At 53.8% G+C, this 20,527-nt stretch carries 20 protein-coding genes, 7 tRNA genes and 1 other RNA gene; 19 read left to right on the top strand and 9 right to left on the bottom strand.

Going from position 1 to position 20,527, the window contains the following annotated elements:
• Positions 1 to 114 precede the first annotated feature (114 nt).
• Positions 115 to 1,113 (top strand): L-glyceraldehyde 3-phosphate reductase, encoded by a 999-nt coding sequence (mgrA, locus tag N6P30_RS09945; RefSeq protein WP_023294236.1) that lies wholly within the window; start codon positions 115 to 117, stop codon positions 1,111 to 1,113.
• Between the two features lie 127 nt (positions 1,114 to 1,240).
• Complete coding sequence (locus N6P30_RS09940; RefSeq protein WP_008501589.1) at positions 1,241 to 1,582, top strand: DUF2502 domain-containing protein; 342 nt, start codon at positions 1,241 to 1,243, stop codon at positions 1,580 to 1,582.
• A 32-nt stretch (positions 1,583 to 1,614) separates the two neighbouring features.
• On the opposite strand, the gene N6P30_RS09935 is transcribed toward N6P30_RS09940, so the two are convergent.
• Positions 1,615 to 1,761: a manganese transporter gene (locus N6P30_RS09935; protein WP_148639726.1), complete on the bottom strand. Its 147-nt coding sequence runs from the start codon at positions 1,759 to 1,761 to the stop codon at positions 1,615 to 1,617.
• Here N6P30_RS09935 and N6P30_RS09930 point away from each other — a divergent pair.
• The 4 genes from N6P30_RS09930 (at position 1,729) to N6P30_RS09915 (ending at position 4,389) form a co-directional block, all read left to right on the top strand.
• Positions 1,729 to 1,844, top strand: a tRNA-Met gene (locus tag N6P30_RS09930). The two genes, N6P30_RS09935 and N6P30_RS09930, sit on opposite strands and share 33 nt — an antisense overlap.
• A 154-nt stretch (positions 1,845 to 1,998) precedes the next feature.
• Positions 1,999 to 2,331, top strand: a complete 333-nt coding sequence (locus N6P30_RS09925; protein WP_148639727.1) for a hypothetical protein — start codon at positions 1,999 to 2,001, stop codon at positions 2,329 to 2,331.
• Between the two features lie 72 nt (positions 2,332 to 2,403).
• Positions 2,404 to 2,793 carry a hypothetical protein gene (locus N6P30_RS09920; RefSeq protein WP_148639728.1) on the top strand — a complete coding sequence of 130 codons (390 nt, stop codon included), beginning with the start codon at positions 2,404 to 2,406 and terminating at the stop codon, positions 2,791 to 2,793.
• Between the two features lie 408 nt (positions 2,794 to 3,201).
• Positions 3,202 to 4,389 carry a NupC/NupG family nucleoside CNT transporter gene (locus tag N6P30_RS09915; RefSeq protein ID WP_008501591.1) on the top strand — a complete coding sequence of 396 codons (1,188 nt, stop codon included), beginning with the start codon at positions 3,202 to 3,204 and terminating at the stop codon, positions 4,387 to 4,389.
• A 44-nt stretch (positions 4,390 to 4,433) separates the two neighbouring features.
• Here N6P30_RS09915 and N6P30_RS09910 read toward each other — a convergent pair whose 3' ends face one another.
• The 3 genes from N6P30_RS09910 to N6P30_RS09900 all read right to left on the bottom strand — a co-directional run bounded on the left by N6P30_RS09910 (position 4,434) and on the right by N6P30_RS09900 (position 7,031).
• On the bottom strand, positions 4,434 to 6,623 hold the full coding sequence (locus tag N6P30_RS09910; protein WP_032677021.1) for an EAL domain-containing protein: 2,190 nt from the start codon (positions 6,621 to 6,623) through the stop codon (positions 4,434 to 4,436).
• A 215-nt stretch (positions 6,624 to 6,838) separates the two neighbouring features.
• Positions 6,839 to 6,914, bottom strand: a tRNA-Ala gene (locus tag N6P30_RS09905).
• Between the two features lie 41 nt (positions 6,915 to 6,955).
• Positions 6,956 to 7,031, bottom strand: a tRNA-Ala gene (locus N6P30_RS09900).
• Positions 7,032 to 7,248: 217 nt separating this feature from the next.
• On the opposite strand from N6P30_RS09900, the gene N6P30_RS09895 reads away from it, so the two are divergent.
• Both N6P30_RS09895 and N6P30_RS09890 read left to right on the top strand, forming a co-directional pair.
• Positions 7,249 to 7,611, top strand: coding sequence for a YfeC-like transcriptional regulator (locus N6P30_RS09895; RefSeq protein WP_008501593.1), 363 nt, complete (start codon positions 7,249 to 7,251; stop codon positions 7,609 to 7,611).
• Between the two features lies 1 nt (position 7,612).
• A complete protein-coding gene (locus tag N6P30_RS09890; RefSeq protein ID WP_023294238.1) occupies positions 7,613 to 8,005 on the top strand; it encodes a YfeC-like transcriptional regulator in 393 nt (130 codons plus the stop codon).
• 44 nt (positions 8,006 to 8,049) lie between these two features.
• On the opposite strand, the gene gltX is transcribed toward N6P30_RS09890, so the two are convergent.
• Entirely contained in the window at positions 8,050 to 9,465 is a 1,416-nt protein-coding gene (gene gltX / locus N6P30_RS09885; RefSeq protein ID WP_023294239.1) for a glutamate--tRNA ligase, read from the bottom strand.
• A 258-nt stretch (positions 9,466 to 9,723) separates the two neighbouring features.
• Between gltX and N6P30_RS09880 the strand changes: the two genes are divergently transcribed.
• The 6 genes from N6P30_RS09880 (at position 9,724) to N6P30_RS09855 (ending at position 10,724) form a co-directional block, all read left to right on the top strand.
• A tRNA-Val gene (locus N6P30_RS09880) sits at positions 9,724 to 9,799 on the top strand.
• A gap of 41 nt (positions 9,800 to 9,840) precedes the next feature.
• Positions 9,841 to 9,916: transfer RNA gene (locus N6P30_RS09875), tRNA-Val, on the top strand.
• Between the two features lie 29 nt (positions 9,917 to 9,945).
• A tRNA-Val gene (locus N6P30_RS09870) sits at positions 9,946 to 10,021 on the top strand.
• A 4-nt stretch (positions 10,022 to 10,025) separates the two neighbouring features.
• Positions 10,026 to 10,101, top strand: a tRNA-Lys gene (locus N6P30_RS09865).
• Positions 10,102 to 10,127: 26 nt separating this feature from the next.
• A non-coding RNA gene (locus N6P30_RS09860) (RtT sRNA) lies at positions 10,128 to 10,256 on the top strand.
• A gap of 126 nt (positions 10,257 to 10,382) precedes the next feature.
• Complete coding sequence (locus N6P30_RS09855) at positions 10,383 to 10,724, top strand: FlxA-like family protein (protein ID WP_023294240.1); 342 nt, start codon at positions 10,383 to 10,385, stop codon at positions 10,722 to 10,724.
• Here N6P30_RS09855 and N6P30_RS09850 read toward each other — a convergent pair.
• Positions 10,721 to 11,656: a LysR family transcriptional regulator gene (locus N6P30_RS09850; RefSeq protein WP_023294241.1), complete on the bottom strand. Its 936-nt coding sequence runs from the start codon at positions 11,654 to 11,656 to the stop codon at positions 10,721 to 10,723. The genes N6P30_RS09855 and N6P30_RS09850 overlap by 4 nt on opposite strands.
• Positions 11,657 to 11,745: 89 nt before the next feature.
• Here N6P30_RS09850 and N6P30_RS09845 point away from each other — a divergent pair, with 89 nt between their 5' ends.
• Positions 11,746 to 12,741 carry a bile acid:sodium symporter family protein gene (locus tag N6P30_RS09845; protein WP_008501598.1) on the top strand — a complete coding sequence of 332 codons (996 nt, stop codon included), beginning with the start codon at positions 11,746 to 11,748 and terminating at the stop codon, positions 12,739 to 12,741.
• Here the strand turns inward: N6P30_RS09845 and N6P30_RS09840 are convergent.
• From N6P30_RS09840 to zipA, 3 genes are all read right to left on the bottom strand, one after another.
• Positions 12,738 to 12,953 (bottom strand): DUF3820 family protein, encoded by a 216-nt coding sequence (locus N6P30_RS09840; protein WP_003861328.1) that lies wholly within the window; start codon positions 12,951 to 12,953, stop codon positions 12,738 to 12,740. The genes N6P30_RS09845 and N6P30_RS09840 overlap by 4 nt on opposite strands.
• Position 12,954: 1 nt before the next feature.
• Positions 12,955 to 14,970, bottom strand: a complete 2,016-nt coding sequence (gene ligA, locus N6P30_RS09835) for an NAD-dependent DNA ligase LigA (protein WP_032663110.1) — start codon at positions 14,968 to 14,970, stop codon at positions 12,955 to 12,957.
• Between the two features lie 69 nt (positions 14,971 to 15,039).
• Complete coding sequence (zipA, locus tag N6P30_RS09830; protein WP_023294243.1) at positions 15,040 to 16,023, bottom strand: cell division protein ZipA; 984 nt, start codon at positions 16,021 to 16,023, stop codon at positions 15,040 to 15,042.
• Between the two features lie 230 nt (positions 16,024 to 16,253).
• Between zipA and cysZ the strand changes: the two genes are divergently transcribed.
• From cysZ to ptsI, 4 genes are all read left to right on the top strand, one after another.
• Entirely contained in the window at positions 16,254 to 17,015 is a 762-nt protein-coding gene (gene cysZ, locus N6P30_RS09825) for a sulfate transporter CysZ (protein WP_023294244.1), read from the top strand.
• Positions 17,016 to 17,178: 163 nt separating this feature from the next.
• Positions 17,179 to 18,150 (top strand): cysteine synthase A, encoded by a 972-nt coding sequence (gene cysK, locus N6P30_RS09820; RefSeq protein ID WP_023294245.1) that lies wholly within the window; start codon positions 17,179 to 17,181, stop codon positions 18,148 to 18,150.
• Between the two features lie 317 nt (positions 18,151 to 18,467).
• Entirely contained in the window at positions 18,468 to 18,725 is a 258-nt protein-coding gene (gene ptsH, locus N6P30_RS09815) for a phosphocarrier protein Hpr (RefSeq protein WP_000487600.1), read from the top strand.
• A 44-nt stretch (positions 18,726 to 18,769) separates the two neighbouring features.
• Positions 18,770 to 20,497: a phosphoenolpyruvate-protein phosphotransferase PtsI gene (gene ptsI, locus N6P30_RS09810; RefSeq protein ID WP_008501604.1), complete on the top strand. Its 1,728-nt coding sequence runs from the start codon at positions 18,770 to 18,772 to the stop codon at positions 20,495 to 20,497.
• Positions 20,498 to 20,527 lie beyond the last annotated feature (30 nt).

Here is a 20,527-nt window from a genome sequence, read left to right as displayed (position 1 = left end):
ATAAGAAGGGCATGGAAAGAATGCTTTACAAAAAAGGCTGCGCTATGCTGCTTTTTTTCACGAAAATGTAAACGCATACACTGATTTTTCACTTCATCGCCAGAGGTCACGAAAATGGGTTATCAGCCGGACAAAAATCGTTACAGGACAATGGAGTATCGCCGCTGCGGGCGAAGCGGACTCAGGTTGCCTGCCATCTCGCTTGGGCTGTGGCATAACTTTGGTGACACCACCCTTATCGAAAACAGCCGTCAACTTTTACAGCGTGCGTTCGATCTGGGCATTACGCATTTCGACCTTGCCAACAACTATGGCCCGCCCCCCGGATCGGCCGAACGTAATTTCGGACGTATTTTGCAGGAGGATTTCCTGCCCTGGCGCGACGAGCTAATCATCTCCACCAAAGCGGGTTATACCATGTGGGAGGGACCTTACGGCGACTGGGGGTCACGTAAATATCTGCTGGCAAGCCTCGATCAAAGCCTGAAGCGCACGGGGCTGGAGTATGTGGATATCTTCTATCATCACCGGCCAGATCCGGAAACGCCGCTGCAGGAAACCATGAAAGCGCTTGACCATGTGGTGCGTCAGGGGAAGGCTTTGTATGTCGGATTATCCAACTACCCGGCTGTTCTGGCTCGCCAGGCGATTGATATCCTTAATGACCTCGGGACGCCCTGCCTGATCCACCAGCCGAAATACTCCCTCTTTGAACGTGCGCCGGAAGCGGGACTGCTGGACGTGTTGCAGGAAAAGGGAGTCGGCTGTATTCCCTTCTCGCCGCTGGCCGGCGGGCAACTGACCAATCGCTATCTGAACGGCATCCCCGCAGACTCACGCGCGGCAAGCGGCAGTCAGTTCCTTAAACCCGATCAGCTCACCGAAGAGAAGCTGGAGAAAGTCAGGAAGCTGAATGCCCTGGCAGAAAGCCGCGGCCAGAAGCTGTCCCAGATGGCGCTGGCCTGGGTATTACGCCATGAGGACGTGACGTCGGTGCTGATTGGGGCAAGTAAAGCGGCTCAGATTGATGACGCCGTGGGGATGCTGGCAAACCGCCATTTCTCTGCAGAAGAGTTGGCCCGTATAGACGCGATCCTGAGCAGCTCAATATAACATCACTTTTAGCAAAAAGTGCTCTCACCCAGGAATTCGGAGTTGAGGCGATGATACGACGCTTTACCAACTCGTAAAATTGCGTTAACAGGCCCAACAAAGGCCCCGATCGTGAAGGAGAAAGAGTATGTTCAGGTCACTGATTCTTGCAGCGGTATTACTGGCTTCGGCGCCGCTGATCGCCACTGCGGGCGAAATCACCCTGTTGCCATCAGTAAAATTACAAATTGGCGATCGTGACGACTACGGCAGATACTGGGACGGCGGCTACTGGCGCGACCGTGATTACTGGCATCGTCACTATGAGTGGCGCGGCGATCGCTGGTGGAAACATGATAACGGCAGACACCGCGGCTGGTATAAAGACAGCGCCTATGAGCGCGGTTACCGTGAAGGCTGGAACGATCGTGACGACCGTCGCGGCGGCTGGGGTCGCGGCAAAGGTCATGGTCACGGCCATCATCACTAATCAAAAAGGAGCCTCCACGGCTCCTTTTTTTGTTAAAGACCCAGCGCGGTTCCCACTAACAACCACAGGTTCAGCGCAACGACCACCACCACGATGGCCCACCCGGTTCGTTTCACCAGCGTTGAGTTGACCAGCTCGCCCATCAGGGTTTTGTTGCTGGTAAAGATCAGCAGCGGCACCAGCGCCAGCGCAATACCAAAACTCAGCAGCACCTGGCTCATGACCAGAATTCGCGTTGGGTCGAGTCCCATCAGAATCACCACAAATGACGGCAGCATGGTGACGGAACGACGAACCCACAGCGGAATATGGAACCGGACAAACCCCTGCATCACCACCTGGCCTGCCAGCGTGCCCACCACCGTAGAAGAGAGACCAGCAGCCACCAGGCTAAGGCCAAATATCGTGGCGGCAGCATGGCTCAGCAACGGCTCCAGCGTGAGATACGCCTGGTCGAGATCGGCAATACCGGTATGACCGTTAAAGTGGAAAGCTGCGGCTGCAGTAGCCATCATCGCCAGATTGACAAACCCCGCGATGGTCATGGCGATCGCCACGTCCCACTTGGTGGCGGAGTAACGCTCTTTACGCGTCCCACCGTGGAGATGCTGAGTCAGCGAGGAGTGGAGATAGATCACATGCGGCATGATGGTCGCCCCCAGCACCCCGGCGGCCAGGAACACCGCTTCCGAGGTCGGCAGGCTTGGGATCGCCATTCCTTTACCGAGCTGCGCCAGATTCGGCTGTGAGAAGATTAGCTCAACGATATAGGCCGCCGCGACAAACAGCAGCAGACCGCCAATGACCTTCTCCAGCGGCTTTTGACCCCGACGCTGCAGCATCAGGATCAGGAACGTGGCAATCCCGGTGAGGACCGCCCCCTGCAACAGCGACACACCCAGAATCAGCTTAAAGCCGATCGCTGCGCCGATAAATTCAGCAAGGTCAGTGGCCATGGCGATGATTTCAGCCTGAACCCAGTAGAGCCAGACCGCGGGACGCGGATAATGGTCGCGAATTTGCTCCGCCAGGTTTTTGCCCGTCGCAATCCCCAGCTTTGCGGAGAGCATCTGAATCAGCATCGCCATCAGGTTTGCCCAGACGACCACCCAGAGCAGCTTATAACCGAAGCTGGCCCCGGCCTGAATATTGGTCGCAAAGTTACCTGGATCGATATAACCAATGGCAGCGATGAACGCAGGTCCCATTAATGCGAACCGCAACTTGCGCGCTGCTCTGCCACTGCTACCCTCTACGCGACTGTTTGTCATTTCTGCCTCTGAAATATAGCCTTTGCTATGTTTAATGCTATCAAAATGAGAATGATTATCAAGATCATTTATGAAGTTTGCAGTGATTTCTCTGATAGCTTTGAACGATAGACGGGCGGGTAAGTGGGGCGATCTAACTGAAACTGAAATCGCGCATGCTTTTGTGAAGACTAGCACACAAACTTAACTTTTCACTCATTTACCTAACATAACAAAAATGTATTGTGGATCACTATTTTTGAGACTCGTCACAGGATGTAACTATAGTGTGCCCTCGATCTCGTTTTCTTTTCGCTTGTTACATAGAATGTGCACGAAAATTAAACCTGCCTCATATTTGGAGCAAATATGGACCGCGTCCTTCATTTTGTCCTGGCACTTGTTGTCGTTACTGCACTCGCATTGCTGGTCAGCACAGACCGCAAAAAAATTCGTATTCGTTATGTTGTCCAACTGCTGGTCATTGAAGTTTTACTTGCGTGGTTCTTCCTGAACTCCAACGTAGGCCTCGGCTTCGTGAAAGGCTTCTCCGAAATGTTCGAAAAACTGCTCGGGTTCGCCAATGAAGGGACCAACTTTGTCTTCGGTAAAATGAACGACGAAGGTCTGGCGTTCTTCTTCCTGAAGGTTCTCTGCCCTATCGTCTTCATCTCCGCGCTGATCGGTATTCTGCAGCACATCCGCGTTCTGCCGTTCGTGATTCGTGGAATTGGTTTCCTGTTATCCAAAGTGAACGGCATGGGTAAGCTGGAATCCTTCAACGCCGTCAGTTCCCTGATCCTCGGTCAGTCTGAGAACTTCATCGCGTATAAAGATATTCTCGGCAAGATGTCCCGCAACCGCATGTACACCATGGCGGCAACCGCAATGTCTACCGTTTCCATGTCTATCGTGGGCGCGTATATGACCATGCTGGAACCAAAATACGTGGTGGCTGCGCTGGTACTGAACATGTTCAGCACCTTTATCGTTCTGTCGCTGATCAACCCGTACCGCGTTGACGCCAGCGAAGAGAACATCCAGATGTCTAACCTGCACGAAGGCCAGAGCTTCTTCGAAATGCTGGGTGAATACATCCTGGCCGGTTTCAAAGTCGCGATTATCGTTGCCGCCATGCTGATCGGCTTCATTGCGCTGATTTCTGCACTGAATGCCCTGTTCGCCGCGGTGCTGGGGATCTCCTTCCAGGGTATTCTGGGCTACATCTTCTACCCTGTTGCATGGGTGATGGGTGTTCCGGCTCACGAAGCGCTGCAGGTGGGCAGTATCATGGCAACCAAACTGGTTTCTAACGAATTCGTTGCGATGATGGATCTGCAGAAAATTGCCAGCACGCTTTCTCCACGCGCGGAAGGTATTCTCTCCGTGTTCCTGGTCTCCTTCGCGAACTTCTCGTCTATCGGTATCATCGCCGGTGCGATTAAGGGTCTGAACGAAGAGCAGGGTAACGTGGTTTCTCGCTTTGGCCTGAAGCTGGTTTACGGCTCTACGCTGGTGAGCGTCCTGTCCGCATCCATCGCGGCACTGGTTCTGTAACGTTTACCGTTAAACAAAAACCGGGAGCCTGGCTCCCGGTTTTTTTATGCCCGCAATTCTTCCAGCGGTTTGGGTTTGCCTATCAGGTATCCCTGCAGGTAATCCACACCAAAGCGAAGCAGCATCTCCCGCTGGGCCGGCGTTTCGACGTATTCCGCGACGACGCACAGCGATTTCGCCTTCGCCAGATTACACATCGACTGGACGATCATTGCATCCATGTCGTCTGTACAAATGTCTTTCACAAAGCAGCCGTCAATTTTAATGATGTCCGCCTGCAGGCGTCTGAGGCGCTCGTAGTTGGCGTAGCCAGTACCAAAATCATCTATGGCAATTCGGAAACCGTAATCCCGCAGCTGCTGAATATTGTTGATACTTGTGCCTGAATTTGAAAAAGCCTGCTCCTCGGTGATCTCAATCACGACGGCCTGAGGTGCCACGCCGTACCGTTCAAACAGCGCGCAAATCTCGGTCGCCACCTCTTTTTGCATCAGCGTGAGCGGCATCAGATTGACGGAGAAACGGGTGCCAGCCTGTGTTGAAGGGTGATCGCGCAGCCACAGCAGTAATTTCTCCATAATGCACATATCAAACCGATGGCTGAGGTTGAACTGGGCAATCAGCGGAATAAAGCGGTCAGGGGTGAAGATCTCGCCCTCGCTCTCCATACGCGCCAGGATTTCGTAATACCCGCTCCCGTCCGCCTTCTGGATCGGTTGCGCGTATAAATGGAACTGCCCCGCCTCAAGGGCATGCTTAATCCGCGCCAGCATCAGGACACGCTCTGTCGTTTGTCCTGATGCCGCCTCAAGGCTATTCGTGAGCGCGAGAACGTTTTGCTCTCCGCAGGCCTGCTCTGCCAGCCAGCTCAGCTGTCCCAGCGTGTGATGCAGCTTTTCGCCGTTTTCGACCATTCCCCAGGATGCGCCAAATTCAATATCCAGCCCGGTGTTGTTCCAGAAAATCTTACGGCTGTTCAGCCGATCGACCATATGCTGGAGACGCTCGGCGGTTCCCGGCCCCAGTAATACCAGCACCAGTTCGCTTCCCGGAAGCTGGAAGAGCGTCTCATCTTTCTGCAAAAGTGGCTGTAGCGACGTGGCGATCGTACGTTTGCAGTGGACCCGCATGATAATCCCGTAGTGGCGGCTCAAAAACTCCAGGTTATCCATACGCAGAATGCACACTTTGGCATCCGGGTGAATCTCAAGATAATCTTCCAGCGCACGAATATTGGGCAAACCGGTAAGGGGATCGGTAAGCGCCCTGCCCTGCCAGCCCCGCTTCAGCCACTCGCTGCGCTGGTAAATGCGCGACATGTAAAGCAAGCAGATAGCGAAAGAGATCAGCACGGAGAGGATAAAGGAGAGTGAATGGCCCGACTCGACCCCGTTCAGGAAGTTGTAGTTGTAGGTCAACAGCAGGAGCGCTGAGGTGGCCCACAGCAGAGAAATCAACGCATAGGTCAGGCGGCTTATTGCCAGGGTAAAAAGAATAAAAATCAGCGGCATCAAATAGCCCGCAATGACCGGTGATTCAAAAGGACCACATAAAATGATGAGAATGGTGCCTAAAAGCATCAGCCAGACAAAAATATATAATGGATTCTTGTGATAAAACACGGGCTTCACGCTTCGCCGCCAGAAGGTGACGGCATAACGAGGATTAATTATCATTCTTAATGGGTAATAGAACATCATGGTAAAAATCAGCCCCGCGCATATCAGGCTTTGAATATCCACAACATTATAAATTACCGTTCCTTCGCCGAAATAGGTTGAGATAGTCACCGGAAAATCAAACAAATAGCCTGCCATATACATCGACAGCTTAATACCAAATGGCACAATAAAACCGAGCCAGAATATACGTAGCCCGATGTGCTTGTTAGGGATGGAGTGGCGCCAGCGCTTGCCCAGCATGAGGCGTAGCAGACCGCAGGCCGCGAACAACGCAAAGGTCTGACAGAACAGCAAAACTGAATATTGTAGCGGTGCTAAATTAATATAGAATAAATTAGTGACAGTAAAACCTAACAAAATGGGAAGAATAGCCCTGCGCCCAAATAGCAGAATTACCGCCAGCATCACGCTGAGCGGCAGCCATGCTAAATAAACGTCATGACCATTAACAATTGCGCGTGGAGAGAGATAACGGGAGACAGGTACCGCAATCAGACAAAGTGTCAGGGCAATTATAAATATCTTTACATTATTGTACGTTTTTCTATTCATTAAGCTGATGAGTATATTATCCGTCTGAATCATTGACCGGATGGATAATAGGTTTATTAATTGCACGAATCAAGTTCAAGTCTATTTATAGACACGTTTATTGATTTCGATTGAGGTGAGGTATGGGAATACCTTATTTTTGATAACAAAAACCAGTGGCGGGCGTTACAAACAGATAAAAAAAACCCTCGTCATTTGACGAGGGTTTACAATTTTGGTGGAGCTAAGCGGGATCGAACCGCTGACCTCTTGCATGCCATGCAAGCGCTCTCCCAGCTGAGCTATAGCCCCACATGTGACTTTACTGACCGCACTCTGTTGGGTTCAGAGTTTGGTGGAGCTAAGCGGGATCGAACCGCTGACCTCTTGCATGCCATGCAAGCGCTCTCCCAGCTGAGCTATAGCCCCATCGTAAAGCTGTCATGTTGACGGGCGGCATAATATGAATTCCGCTGCGGAGTGTCAACGGCAAAATCAATGACCGCCGTTCGATCGCCGAAAAATCATGCAAATGAATCACTTTGCGAGCGTGCTCGTAATCAGGAGTTAAGCCTGTCACGTTTTCATGTAAAACGGTGCTATAAAATGAGCCGTTAATTAACCCCACTGATATTCAGGAAATTGCATGATCAAGGAACGAATGACGCCAGAAGAGTTAGCCCTGCTCACTGGCTATAGCCGACAGACCATCAATAAATGGGTACGCAAAGAGGGTTGGATTACGTCACCAAAACCTGGCGTTCAGGGCGGGAAAGCGCGACTGGTACATGTGAACGAAAAAGTCCGCGACTTTATCCGCAGCGCACGTCGGGCAAGCGAAACGTCCGATATGGCAGAAGGTACCAGCCATAACAGTTCGCTTCACACCCTACTCCTGACGCTGGCTGATGAAATGACACCGGAAGAGCAGAAACAGATGACATCGCTGTTACTGCGGGAAGGGATCACCGGATTGTTGCAACGTTTAGGGATTCGCGATCGGGACTGATATGAAAAAATTACGGAGCAAAATGAGCACGGAAGAGCTGGCGGAGAGTTTGGGCGTTGCCAGGCAAACGGTTAATCGCTGGATTCGCCAGCAGGGCTGGAAAACAGAAGGACTCAACGGCGTGAAAGGCGGCCGCGCGCGGCTCATTCATATCGATGCGCGCGTGAAGGAACACATTATGAGTCTCCCGGCGATTCGCAACCGTCAGGCGGTTTATCATCTCGCGGAGGCCACCTCCGCCTACAATGCCCCCTCTGCAAACCTGTTTCCGGGCATAATTGAGACGCTGGAGAATATGACTGCAGCAGAGCAGAAGCGTCTGGACACCTTCCTGAAGCGCGAAGGCATTCACGGCTTTCTTAAGCGTCTGGGTATTGCAGAAGAAGAAGCATAAAAAAACGGCAGGTTCCCCTGCCGTTTGTTTTATCTGAGACGTTATTACTGCTGATTTTCTCGTTCAGCGATAAAGTCCAGAGCCTTGTTAATGCGCGCTACGCTGCGTGATTTGCCGATAGCATGAACCGTTACGTCCAGCGCCGGAGACTGACCCGCACCGGTCACCGCAACGCGCAGTGGCATACCGACTTTACCCATGCCGACTTCCAGCTCGTCCGCCGTCGCCTGAATGGCGTGATGCACATTCTCTGCGGTCCACTCGGTAATGGCAGCCAGCTTGTCACGCACCACTTCCAGCGGCTGACGCGCAACCGGGCGAAGGTGTTTCTTCGCGGCGTCCGCATCAAACGCATCAAACTCTTCATAGAAGTAGCGGCAGCTTTCAGCAATCTCTTTCAGCGTTTTGCAGCGCTCGCCGAGCAGTTTCACCAGATCCGCCAGCTCAGGGCCTGTGCGGGTATCAATATTTGCCTGCTCAATGTGCCACTGCAGATACGTCGCCACATATTCTGGCGGCATGGTATTGATGTAGTGATGGTTCAGCCACAGGAGCTTGTCGGTGTTGAACGCGCTGGCGGATTTGCTGACAGAGCTCAGAGAGAACAGTTCGATCATCTCTTCGCGGCTGAAGATCTCCTGGTCACCGTGAGCCCAGCCCAGACGCACCAGATAGTTCAGCAGCGCTTCTGGCAGATAGCCGTCGTCGCGATACTGCATCACGCTCACCGCACCGTGACGTTTAGACAGCTTTTTCCCGTCGTCGCCGTTGATCATGGAGACGTGGGCATAGACAGGCACAGGGGCGTTCAGCGCCTTCAGGATGTTGATCTGACGTGGCGTGTTGTTGATATGGTCTTCACCGCGCACAACGTGGGTAATTTCCATATCCCAGTCGTCCACCACCACGCAGAAGTTGTAGGTTGGAGAACCATCGGTACGACGGATGATCAGATCGTCGAGCTCCTGGTTGCTGAATTCGATCGGGCCACGGATCTGATCGTCAAAGATCACAGACCCCTCTTGCGGGTTAGCAAAACGCACAACGCAAGGCTCATCTGCAGCATGCTCGCTGTGGTCGTGGCGGCAGCGGCCGTCATAACGCGGCTTTTCACCGTTCGCCATCTGCTCTTCACGCAGCGCATCCAGACGCTCTTTGGAGCAGTAGCACTTATACGCCGTGCCCGCGACCAGCATCTCATCAATGACGGCGTTATAGCGGTCAAAGCGTTTGGTCTGGAAGTAGGGACCTTCATCCCATTCCAGGTTCAGCCAGTTCATCCCATCCATAATGGCTTCAATTGCTTCTGGCGTGGAGCGCTCAAGATCGGTGTCTTCAATACGCAGCACGAACTCACCTTTGTTGTGGCGTGCGAAAAGCCAGGAATAGAGAGCGGTACGTGCACCACCGACGTGCAGATAGCCTGTCGGGCTCGGCGCGAAGCGAGTTTTGATTTTCATGAAATGGCCTTACGTTATAAAGATGCCGGCAATCGGCAAATCCTGGGGAAAAAACAATGGGCAATATTCTATCACTGTGCGGCGATTCCTCAATGTTGTTCGCTGAATCGGGCCCGAGTTTGCGATTTTTGTTTAGAAATCATGCGCCACTGCCCGTTTCGCGATCGTTTTGCTTAATTTTACGACGAACGAATAAAAACTTTAGAAAATGCGTTGACTCATTTTCAACTCTCCCTATAATGCGACTCCACACAGCGGGGGTGATTAGCTCAGTTGGTAGAGCATCTCCTTTACACGGAGGGGGTCGGCGGTTCGAGCCCGTCATCACCCACCATCTACTTCGGTAGACTCGCAGTGTAGATAAGCATTGAGATTGGGCGATTAGCTCAGTTGGTAGAGCATCTCCTTTACACGGAGGGGGTCGGCGGTTCGAGCCCGTCATCGCCCACCATTCTCATCTTATCGCAGCAGTTCCGAAATGGGCGATTAGCTCAGTTGGTAGAGCATCTCCTTTACACGGAGGGGGTCGGCGGTTCGAGCCCGTCATCGCCCACCATTTCGGGTCGTTAGCTCAGTTGGTAGAGCAGTTGACTTTTAATCAATTGGTCGCAGGTTCGAATCCTGCACGACCCACCAATGTAAAAAAGCGCCCTAAAGGCGCTTTTTTGCTATCTGCGATCTGGATGATTCGAACCTGCAGCAGGTTCGAGCCGAACGCAGTGAGGCACCGGAGCCGTTTACGGCGACGGCCCGAAGGGCGAGCGAAGCGAGTCATCCTGCACGACCCACCAATGTAAAAAAGCGCCCTAAAGGCGCTTTTTTGCTATCTGCGATATAAAAAATGTGAACCTGCCGCATTTTCCTCAAGCTAATCCCGTCGGTGCCGATACCTCTGTTTTATAACGCGAGGAAAAAGTATGACGACCATTCAGGCATCAACCCAATCTATTCAAACCAGCAGTGGCGGGAATGGGGCTTCTGGCGGTAACGATATCTCTGCGCAAATCACCCGCATTCTCGACAAAATCCAAAAGCTGACTCAGCAGTTAAACGAGCTGGCGAACAGTCCCGGCAGCACGGAAGATAAGAAAAAGCAGCAGGAACTGATTCAGACCCAGATCAAAGTGCTTCAGGCGCAGCTCGCCGCACTGCAGCGCCAGCAGGCCGAAGAGGCCCAGAAAAAGCAGGATCAAAAATTGGGCAAAGTGGAAGGTGTGAATAGCCCAACAGACAATAATCAGATTGATATCTACATCTAATCTTCTGAAGCGTTAAACAGTGGATCGCGTATGCGGGCCTCGGTCAATCGCTGTGCCTGGATACGCACCACTTCCCAGATAGCCTGCGCCGCCCCCGAGAGTGAACGATTTTTTCGCCGCACCAGCATTAGCTTTCGTTCGACAACGGGCGTCAACCGCTTCACGGCCAGTCGACTTCCCTGAGGCAGGGGAAGCGCCAGGGCGGGCAACACGCTGATGCCGATCCCGGCTTCCACCATGGGAAACAGCGTTGCCGGGTGGCCAATCTCCTGCACGATCGCTGCCTTTACCCCCTGATTCATCAGTGCGGAATCAATCAGCGGGCGGCTGCCCGAGGCATAATCTTGTAAAACCAGGTTTGCGCCCTGCAGTGACTGCCACCTGACGTCAGGCAACGCTGCCAGCGGATCGTCGTCACGGCAGAGCAGCAAAAAGGGCTCCGAAAGTACGCTTTCGCACTCCAGATCGCTCACCTGGCCGGGATCGATAACAATACCAAAATCGACATCCCCCTGGCGGATGCTCTCCAGTACCCACTGCTGTGGCCGGTCATGCAGGACAAAGTCAATGTCCGGGTAGCGATGGTTCCCCTCGGCAATACACTGCGGGATAAGGTGTGCAGATATCGTCTGGCTGGCCGCGACCCGCACGGTACCCGAAAGCTGCTGCCCCAGCCTCCCCACGTCTCTGAGCGTGCTGTTCAGCTCATCCAGCAGCCGTTCAAGGCGCAGAGCAAGCTGCTGCCCGGCTTCGGTCAACACCACTTCGCGCGTGGTGCGGTCAAGCAACCGGACGCCGGTCTGATTTTCCAGTTCTTTCACGCTGTGGCTGACCGCCGACTGGCTCAGGCCAATCATCTCCCCTGCCCGGCTAAAGCTGCGGGCATTGGCGACGGTAACGAAAATGCGGAGCTGGCGTAAGGAATAATTCATCTGTTTAATTCATGAATGGATGCAATAAATCAATTTTATTTCTCAAAAGGAAAAAAGCACAATAGCGACATCTGTTTTCAGGAGTCATTATGAAACTATTTCGTATTGTTGATCCGTTTACGCTCACCCTGGTCGTTACCGTTTTACTGGCCTCGTTCTTTCCCGCTCGCGGCGGGTTCGTCCCGTTCTTTGAAGGGCTGACGACGGCCGCCATCGCACTGCTGTTTTTTATGCACGGCGCGAAGCTGTCCCGTGAAGCGATTATCGCAGGGGGGAGCCACTGGCGGCTGCATCTCTGGGTAATGTGCAGCACGTTCATTCTCTTCCCGATCCTCGGCGTGCTGTTTGCCTGGTGGGCACCGGTTAACGTCGACCCGGCGCTCTATACCGGTTTTCTGTATCTCTGTATTCTGCCGGCTACCGTGCAATCCGCCATTGCCTTTACCTCTCTGGCGGGAGGGAACGTTGCGGCCGCCGTCTGCTCGGCATCGGCATCCAGCCTGCTGGGGATTTTCGTCTCGCCGCTGCTGGTGGGCCTGCTGATGAACATGCACGGCGCGGAAGGTAACCTTGAGCAGGTCGGCAAAATCTGTTTGCAGCTGCTGCTGCCGTTTGTGCTGGGGCATCTCTCGCGTCCGTGGACGGGCGCATTTGTGGCAAAGCACAAGAAATGGATTTCAAAAACCGACCAGTCGTCGATCCTGCTGGTGGTCTATTCCGCCTTCAGCGAAGCGGTCGTGAACGGGATCTGGCATAAGGTGGGCGCTGGTTCGCTGCTCTTTATCGTGGTGGTCAGCCTCATCCTGCTGGCAATTGTCATTGCAGTAAACGTCTTTGTGGCACGCAAGTGCGGCTTCAACAAAGCGGATGAAATTACGATTGTGTTCTGCGGTTCGAAGAAGAGCCTGGCAAACGGTATCCCGATGGCCAACATTCTGTTCCCGACCTCGGTGATTGGAATGATGGTACTGCCGCTAATGATTTTCCATCAGATCCAGCTGATGGTCTGCGCGGTGCTGGCGCGTCGCTACAAGCGCCAGACGGAAAAACTGGCGCAGGAAGGGACCCGCGCCGCAAAGGCTTAAGGACGTTTCAGGGGCTGCACCAGCTGGGTCAGCCCCTCGGTTTTGATCAGTAACGTGATAGCCATCAGCTCGCCCAGTCGCCCTGCCGGGAATTCATCCTTACGGGCAAACCACAGCAGATACTCCTCCGGCAAATCAATCAGCCTGCGGCCCTTGTATTTACCGAACGGCATCTCCGTATTGGCGATCTCAACGAGCTGCTCTTTCTCCACGTTACTCTCCTAACAGACGCATCATTTCTGCTTCGTCGATAACCTCAATGCCGAGCTCCTGGGCTTTCGCCAGCTTCGAACCGGCGGCCTCCCCGGCGATCACCAGATCAGTTTTCTTCGACACGCTGCCCGCCACTTTGGCTCCCAGCGCCACCAGACGTGCCTTTGCATCATCACGGGATAGCTGGCTCAGGCTGCCGGTCAGCACCACCGTTTTACCGGCGAACGGGCTGTCGATCTCTTCGGCGTTGACGACGACCGGCGCAGGCCATTTGATGCCCTCTGCCAGCAGTTGGCCGATGACCTCGCGGTTGCTCTCTTCAGCAAAGAAGTTAAAGACGTGCGTGGCGACGACGATGCCGACATCCGGGACTTTCTGTAGCTCCTCGATGCTTGCCTTTTCCAGCGCCTCCAGCGTACCAAAGTACGCCGCCAGCCCTGCTGCCGTCGCTTCACCCACTTCACGAATGCCGAGCGCATAAAGGAAACGGGCGAAGGTGGTCTCTTTAGCCGCTTCTAGGGCGTTAACCACGTTCTGGGCTGATTTTGGCCCCATGCGATCCAGACCGGTTAGTTTACCTGCGGTCAGCCTGAAGAGATCCGCTGGCGTGTGGACGTACTCTTTCTCAACCAGCTGGTCGATAATCTTGTCGCCCATGCCGTCGACGTCCATCGCCCGACGGGAGACAAAGTGCTTCAGTGACTCTTTACGCTGCGCACCACAGATTAAGCCGCCCGTACAGCGCGCCACCGCTTCACCTTCTACGCGCTCAACGTCCGAGCCGCACACCGGGCAATGGGTCGGGAAGACAACTTCGCGCGTATCGTCAGGACGCTCTGACTCAACGACGTTAACCACCTGCGGGATCACGTCCCCCGCGCGGCGAATTACCACTTTGTCACCAATACGCAGACCCAGGCGGTCGATTTCATCGGCGTTATGCAGCGTGGCATTACTCACCAACACACCCGCCACCTGCACGGGCTCCAGACGAGCGACCGGGGTAATGGCCCCCGTACGTCCCACCTGGAACTCCACGTCGCGGACGAAGGTCATCTGCTCCTGGGCCGGGAACTTAAACGCCACCGCCCAGCGCGGCGCGCGCGCCACAAAGCCCAGCTGCTCCTGCAGCGCCAGCGAGTTCACCTTGATGACCACGCCATCAATATCAAAGCCGAGCGTCGGACGGTCCGCTTCCACCTTGTGGTAGAACGCCAGCACCGCTTCCGGCGAGTCGCAGAGCTGAACGCGGTTGCTCACCGGCAGGCCCCATGCTTTAAACTGCAGCAGACGCCCGAGATGGGTATCCGGCAGCTCGCCGCCCTCCAGAATACCGACGCCGTAGCAGAAGAACGTAAGCGGTCGCTTCGCGGTGATGCGCGGATCAAGCTGGCGCAGCGAGCCCGCCGCCGCGTTACGCGGGTTAGCAAACACCTTACCGCCGGTGCGACGTGCCTCTTCGTTAATTTTCTCGAAGCCCGCCTGGGGCAGAAACACCTCGCCGCGCACTTCCAGACGTGCAGGAATATTGTCACCCTGCAGCTTCAGCGGGATCGCGCGGATGGTACGCACGTTGGTGGTGATGTCTTCGCCCGTCGTACCGTCGCCACGCGTCGCGGCACGCACCAGCACGCCGTTTTCATAGAGAAGACTGACCGCCAGGCCATCCAGCTTCAGTTCGCAGCACCAGGTGAGAGCGTCGCTGCTTTTCAGGCGATCCTGCACGCGCTTGTTAAACGCGAGAAAGCTCTCTTCATCGAAGACGTTATCCAGCGACAGCATCGGTACTTCATGACGCACCTGGCTGAAAGCGCCCAGCGGCTCAGCGCCGACGCGCTGGGTGGGAGAATCCGGTGTGATAAGCTCCGGGTGCTGCGCTTCTAATTCGCGCAGCTCGCGCATCAGGCGGTCATACTCCGCATCCGGGACTTCCGGCGCGTCCATAACATGATAGAGATATTCATGATGGCGAAGCGTGGTTCGCAGTTCAGTGAGTTGTTGTTCGATTGAGTCCATATCACACCATCAATGAGAAAAAACCCCCGACATGCGGGGGTTGAGGAGGAGTTGAAGATAACGCGTCGGTTACGCGTTGGCTTCCTTAACTTCGCGGATGCGGTCCTGATACTCGCGCAGCTTCTGCGGGGTCATCATGCGACGCTGATCGTCGAGCACCACACCACCCACTTCGTCAGCGATGTGCTGAGCGGATTGCAGCATCAGCTTAAAGTTTTGCAGTTCGTCGCCGTAGGACGGCACCTGCATAAAGATAGTGACACCCGGCGTCACGAAATCGCCCGTCATTTCTGGGTCGAATGTGCCAGGGTTAACCATATTGGCCAGGCTAAATAGCGCCGGGCCGCTACCGTCCGGGCTCAGGTGACGATGGAAGATATTCATATCACCAAACTTGAAGCCGGCCTGTTGAATACTGTTCAGCAGTACGTCACCGTTCAGATGGCTGCCGTGATGGGCGGCCACGTTCATGATGATCACCGCTTCTTTACGCTGCGGTTTTTCAACAACCGGCTCTGGCTCTACAACGGGCTCAGGCTCAACGTGCGGGGCAGGAGCGGGCTGCGGCGCAGGTTGAACATGAACAGGCTGCTGCGGTTGATGTACCGGTTGCGCAGGCTGCTGTTGCACAGGCTGCTGCACGGGTTGCTGTTGAACCGGCTGTGGCGCAGCAGGCTGCTGATACACACGCTGTTGCGGCGGCTGGCGCACCGGTTCTTCCACAGGCTGTGGCGCTGGCTGGCGCGGCTGTGCAGAAGCATACGGCGGTTGATACTGGTGCTGCGAAGGACGAGGTGCTTCATGCTCCCCATGGCCTACGCCGGGCGCAGTATTGACCCGATGAACACGAACTTCACCCACGCCGTCATCGTCGCTTCCATCGATGTCATCTTCACTGTCATCGTCGTCACGACTGGACTTCATGCGCTTCAGTGGGCGATCGCGAAACATCGAGGAACGCTCTTTACGGCTGGTCCAGAAACCATGTACCAGTAAAGCGATTATGGCGATCGCGCCAACAATGATTAATATCAGACGCAAATCCTGCATCATTATATTCTCTGTTGTTCTAACACCTTGCCACCACGGCAAACATTTACTCACTAAGAGTATTTGCCGTTTACGTCAAGTGCAAGTGTGTGCAGAGCATTCACAGCATAAAGATGAAGGAAATCGTGCTTTTTGCTGGTTTTTCGAACATTTCCGAACTGGTCATTGGTCCGTAAGTGGATAATATAGGCGGGCAATTCCACTGGTTGTGTAAAAAGGAGTACAGCCTGGCTATGGTTTCAACATCTTCTTCTCCCCCGCGCAGCGGCGTCTGGTATTTTTCTCAGGGCTGGAAACTGGTCTCTCTGCCGGGTATTCGACGCTTCGTCATTCTGCCGCTGTTGATCAACATTATTCTGATGGGCGGCGCGTTCTGGTGGCTGTTCACAAAACTGGAAAGCTGGATCCCATCGCTGATGAGCTACGTGCCGGACTGGCTGCAGTGGCTTAACTACCTGCTCTGGCCGGTGGCGGTGATCTCCGTTTTGCTGGTATTTGGCTACTTCTTCTCGACGATTGCCAACTGGATAGCCGCGCCGTTTAACGGTTTGCTGGCGGAACAGCTGGAAGCGCGCCTTACCGGCGCAACACCGCCGGACACGGGCATCCTGGGGATCATGAAAGACCTCCCTCGCATTATGAAGCGTGAATGGCAGAAGTTTGCCTGGTACCTGCCCCGCGCGGTTGTGCTGCTTATCCTCTATTTTGTGCCCGGCATTGGCCAGACGGTGGCACCGGTGCTGTGGTTCCTGTTCAGCGCCTGGATGCTGGCCATCCAGTACTGCGACTATCCGTTCGATAACCACAAGGTGCCGTTTAAAGAGATGCGCACCGCCCTGGGCAGCCAGAAGATCGCCAATATGCAGTTTGGCGCGCTGACCAGCCTGTTCACCATGATTCCGTTCCTGAATCTGTTCATCATGCCGGTTGCCGTTTGCGGCGCGACCGCCATGTGGGTCGACTGCTACCGTGCTAAGCACGCGTTATGGAAATAATGCAAAAATGTGTAAAGCAGGGGTGGCTTATGCCGCCCCTTATTCCATACTGATCCCCATTATTTCCTTGCAGTATATAGATATGCGAATTCCTTACTTCCCCCTACCTGCTTAGCAGGTATGCTGGGTCGGTATCCCAATTTCATACAGTTAAGGACAGGCCATGAGTAAGATTTATGAAGACAACTCGCTGACTATCGGTCATACGCCCCTGGTTCGACTGAACCGTATCGGTAATGGACGCATCCTGGCGAAGGTCGAATCACGTAACCCGAGCTTCAGCGTAAAATGCCGTATCGGTGCAAACATGATTTGGGATGCTGAAAAACGTGGCGTACTGAAGCCGGGCGTTGAGCTGGTGGAACCGACCAGCGGCAATACCGGGATCGCTCTGGCCTATGTTGCTGCCGCGCGCGGCTACAAGCTGACGCTGACCATGCCTGAAACCATGAGCATCGAGCGTCGTAAGCTGCTTAAAGCGCTGGGCGCGAACCTGGTGCTGACCGAAGGCGCGAAGGGCATGAAGGGTGCCATTCAGAAAGCCGAAGAGATTGTGGCCAGCGATCCGGCGAAATACCTGCTGCTGCAGCAGTTCAGCAACCCGGCTAACCCGGAAATTCACGAGAAGACTACCGGCCCGGAAATCTGGGAAGATACCGACGGCCAGATTGACGTCTTTATCTCCGGCGTAGGTACCGGCGGCACGCTGACCGGCGTGTCACGCTATATTAAAGGCACCAAAGGTAAAAAAGAGCTGATCACCGTTGCCGTTGAGCCGACTGATTCACCGGTTATCACCCAGGCCCTGGCGGGGGAAGAGCTCAAACCCGGCCCGCACAAAATTCAGGGGATTGGCGCAGGCTTCATTCCGGGCAACCTGGATCTGAAGCTGATCGATAAAGTGGTCACTATCACGAACGAAGAAGCCATCTCTACCGCGCGTCGCCTGATGGATGAAGAAGGCATTCTGGCAGGTATCTCTTCCGGTGCGGCCGTTGCGGCAGCGCTTAAACTTCAGGAAGATGAGGCCTTTACCAATAAGAATATTGTGGTTATCCTTCCTTCCTCGGGTGAGCGTTACTTGAGCACCGCACTGTTTGCCGATCTGTTCACTGAAAAAGAGCTGCAACAGTAGTGCCACTATGTTAATAACGCGTAAAAAAGCACCTTTTCAGGTGCTTTTTTGTGGCCTGCTTCAAACTTTTGCCCCTCCTGGCATTGCTTCACCCCGTTGGGTCTGGTATTTAAACCAGCAATTATTTTGATGCGTGAAATTAATCAGCGAACGAAATAGCCTTGCTGAATCGATTTTATGATTTGGTTCAAGTCTTGCTTTCGCTGCATAATGTTTAATGACGATCGAAACGTCAGCGCTAACAATACAGGCTAAAGTTCAGTCGCCAGGCTAGACTTTAGTTCCACAACACTAAACCTATAAGTTGGGGAAATACAATGTTCCAGCAAGAAGTTACCATTACCGCTCCGAACGGTCTGCACACCCGCCCTGCTGCTCAGTTTGTTAAAGAAGCGAAAGGCTTCACTTCTGAAATCACTGTGACTTCCAACGGCAAAAGCGCCAGCGCAAAAAGCCTGTTCAAACTGCAGACTCTGGGCCTGACTCAGGGCACCGTAGTCACCATCTCTGCGGAAGGTGAAGACGAGCAGAAAGCAGTTGAGCATCTGGTAAAACTGATGGCTGAGCTCGAGTAAGTTTCCGGGTTCTTTTAAATATCAGTCACAAGTAAGGTAGGGTTATGATTTCAGGCATTTTAGCATCCCCGGGTATCGCTTTCGGCAAAGCACTGCTGCTGAAAGAAGACGAGATCGTCATCGACCGGAAAAAAATTTCTGCCGACAAGGTTGATCAGGAAGTTGAACGTTTTCTGAGCGGTCGTGCCAAGGCATCTGCGCAACTGGAAGCAATCAAAACTAAAGCTGGCGAAACTTTCGGTGAAGAAAAAGAAGCCATCTTCGAAGGGCACATCATGCTGCTCGAAGATGAGGAGCTGGAGCAGGAAATCATAGCCCTGATTAAAGATAAAGGCATGACGGCCGACGCGGCTGCGCATGAAGTTATCGAAGGTCAGGCAACTGCCCTGGAAGAACTGGATGATGAATACCTGAAAGAGCGTGCGGCTGACGTACGTGACATCGGTAAGCGCCTGCTGCGCAACATCCTGGGTCTGGCCATTATCGACCTGAGCGCGATTCAGGATGAAGTGATCCTGGTTGCCGCTGACCTCACCCCATCTGAAACCGCACAGCTGAACCTGAAAAAGGTCCTCGGTTTCATCACCGATGCGGGCGGCCGTACCTCCCACACCTCTATCATGGCGCGTTCTCTGGAACTGCCTGCCATCGTGGGTACCGGAAGCGTCACCTCTCAGGTGAAAAACGGCGATTATCTGATTCTGGATGCCGTAAACAATCTGGTTTACGTCAACCCAACTAACGAAGAGATCGAAAAACTGCGCGCGGTTCAGGAGCAGGTTGCGACTGAAAAAGCGGAACTCGCTAAGCTGAAAGACCTGCCAGCCATCACTCTGGACGGCCATCAGGTAGAAGTGTGCGCAAACATCGGTACCGTCCGCGACGTTGATGGCGCTGAGCGCAACGGTGCGGAAGGCGTTGGTCTCTATCGTACAGAATTCCTGTTCATGGACCGCGACGCGCTGCCAACGGAAGAAGAGCAGTTTGCTGCGTATAAAGCCGTTGCTGAAGCCTGTGGCTCTCAGGCGGTTATCGTCCGTACCATGGACATCGGTGGCGACAAAGAGCTGCCGTACATGAACTTCCCGAAAGAAGAGAACCCGTTCCTGGGCTGGCGTGCCGTGCGTATTGCGATGGATCGTAAAGAGATCCTGCGTGACCAGGTTCGCGCAATCCTGCGTGCGTCCGCTTTCGGTAAGCTGCGCATCATGTTCCCGATGATCATCTCTGTTGAAGAAGTGCGTGCACTGAAGAAAGAGATCGAAATCTACAAGCAGGAACTGCGCGACGAAGGTAAAGCATTTGACGAGTCAATCGAGATCGGCGTGATGGTGGAAACACCTGCGGCGGCGACCATTGCGCGTCATTTAGCCAAAGAAGTTGATTTCTTTAGTATCGGCACCAATGATTTAACGCAGTACACCCTGGCAGTTGACCGTGGTAATGATATGATTTCACATCTCTACCAGCCAATGTCACCGTCCGTACTGAACTTGATCAAGCAAGTTATTGATGCTTCTCATGCAGAAGGTAAATGGACTGGCATGTGTGGTGAGCTTGCAGGCGACGAACGTGCTACACTTCTGTTGCTGGGTATGGGTCTGGACGAATTCTCTATGAGCGCCATTTCCATCCCGCGCATTAAGAAGATTATCCGTAACACGAACTTCGAAGATGCGAAGGTGTTAGCAGAGCAGGCTCTTGCTCAACCGACAACGGACGAGTTAATGACGCTGGTTAACAAGTTCATTGAAGAAAAAACAATCTGCTAATCCACGAGATGCGGCCCAAATTACTGCTTA

The sequence above is a fragment of the Enterobacter sp. PL1 genome, assembly GCF_945957325.1.
GTDB classification, from domain to species: domain Bacteria; phylum Pseudomonadota; class Gammaproteobacteria; order Enterobacterales; family Enterobacteriaceae; genus Enterobacter; species Enterobacter roggenkampii.
Note: the sequence above shows the minus strand (reverse complement) of the source record. Positions and strands in the feature narration are given on the sequence as shown.

Bases quoted from the DNA above. Each gene is read 5' to 3' on its own strand.
- mgrA (WP_023294236.1), top strand. From the start codon at position 115: ATGGGTTATCAGCCGGACAAAAATCGTTACAGGACAATGGAGTATCGC.
- N6P30_RS09940 (WP_008501589.1), top strand. From the start codon at position 1,241: ATGTTCAGGTCACTGATTCTTGCAGCGGTATTACTGGCTTCGGCGCCG.
- N6P30_RS09925 (WP_148639727.1), top strand. From the start codon at position 1,999: ATGGCTCAGCAACGGCTCCAGCGTGAGATACGCCTGGTCGAGATCGGC.
- N6P30_RS09915 (WP_008501591.1), top strand. From the start codon at position 3,202: ATGGACCGCGTCCTTCATTTTGTCCTGGCACTTGTTGTCGTTACTGCA.
- N6P30_RS09910 (WP_032677021.1), bottom strand. From the start codon at position 6,623: ATGAATAGAAAAACGTACAATAATGTAAAGATATTTATAATTGCCCTG.
- N6P30_RS09895 (WP_008501593.1), top strand. From the start codon at position 7,249: ATGATCAAGGAACGAATGACGCCAGAAGAGTTAGCCCTGCTCACTGGC.
- N6P30_RS09890 (WP_023294238.1), top strand. From the start codon at position 7,613: ATGAAAAAATTACGGAGCAAAATGAGCACGGAAGAGCTGGCGGAGAGT.
- gltX (WP_023294239.1), bottom strand. From the start codon at position 9,465: ATGAAAATCAAAACTCGCTTCGCGCCGAGCCCGACAGGCTATCTGCAC.
- N6P30_RS09855 (WP_023294240.1), top strand. From the start codon at position 10,383: ATGACGACCATTCAGGCATCAACCCAATCTATTCAAACCAGCAGTGGC.
- N6P30_RS09850 (WP_023294241.1), bottom strand. From the start codon at position 11,656: ATGAATTATTCCTTACGCCAGCTCCGCATTTTCGTTACCGTCGCCAAT.
- N6P30_RS09845 (WP_008501598.1), top strand. From the start codon at position 11,746: ATGAAACTATTTCGTATTGTTGATCCGTTTACGCTCACCCTGGTCGTT.
- ligA (WP_032663110.1), bottom strand. From the start codon at position 14,970: ATGGACTCAATCGAACAACAACTCACTGAACTGCGAACCACGCTTCGC.
- zipA (WP_023294243.1), bottom strand. From the start codon at position 16,023: ATGATGCAGGATTTGCGTCTGATATTAATCATTGTTGGCGCGATCGCC.
- cysZ (WP_023294244.1), top strand. From the start codon at position 16,254: ATGGTTTCAACATCTTCTTCTCCCCCGCGCAGCGGCGTCTGGTATTTT.
- cysK (WP_023294245.1), top strand. From the start codon at position 17,179: ATGAGTAAGATTTATGAAGACAACTCGCTGACTATCGGTCATACGCCC.
- ptsH (WP_000487600.1), top strand. From the start codon at position 18,468: ATGTTCCAGCAAGAAGTTACCATTACCGCTCCGAACGGTCTGCACACC.
- ptsI (WP_008501604.1), top strand. From the start codon at position 18,770: ATGATTTCAGGCATTTTAGCATCCCCGGGTATCGCTTTCGGCAAAGCA.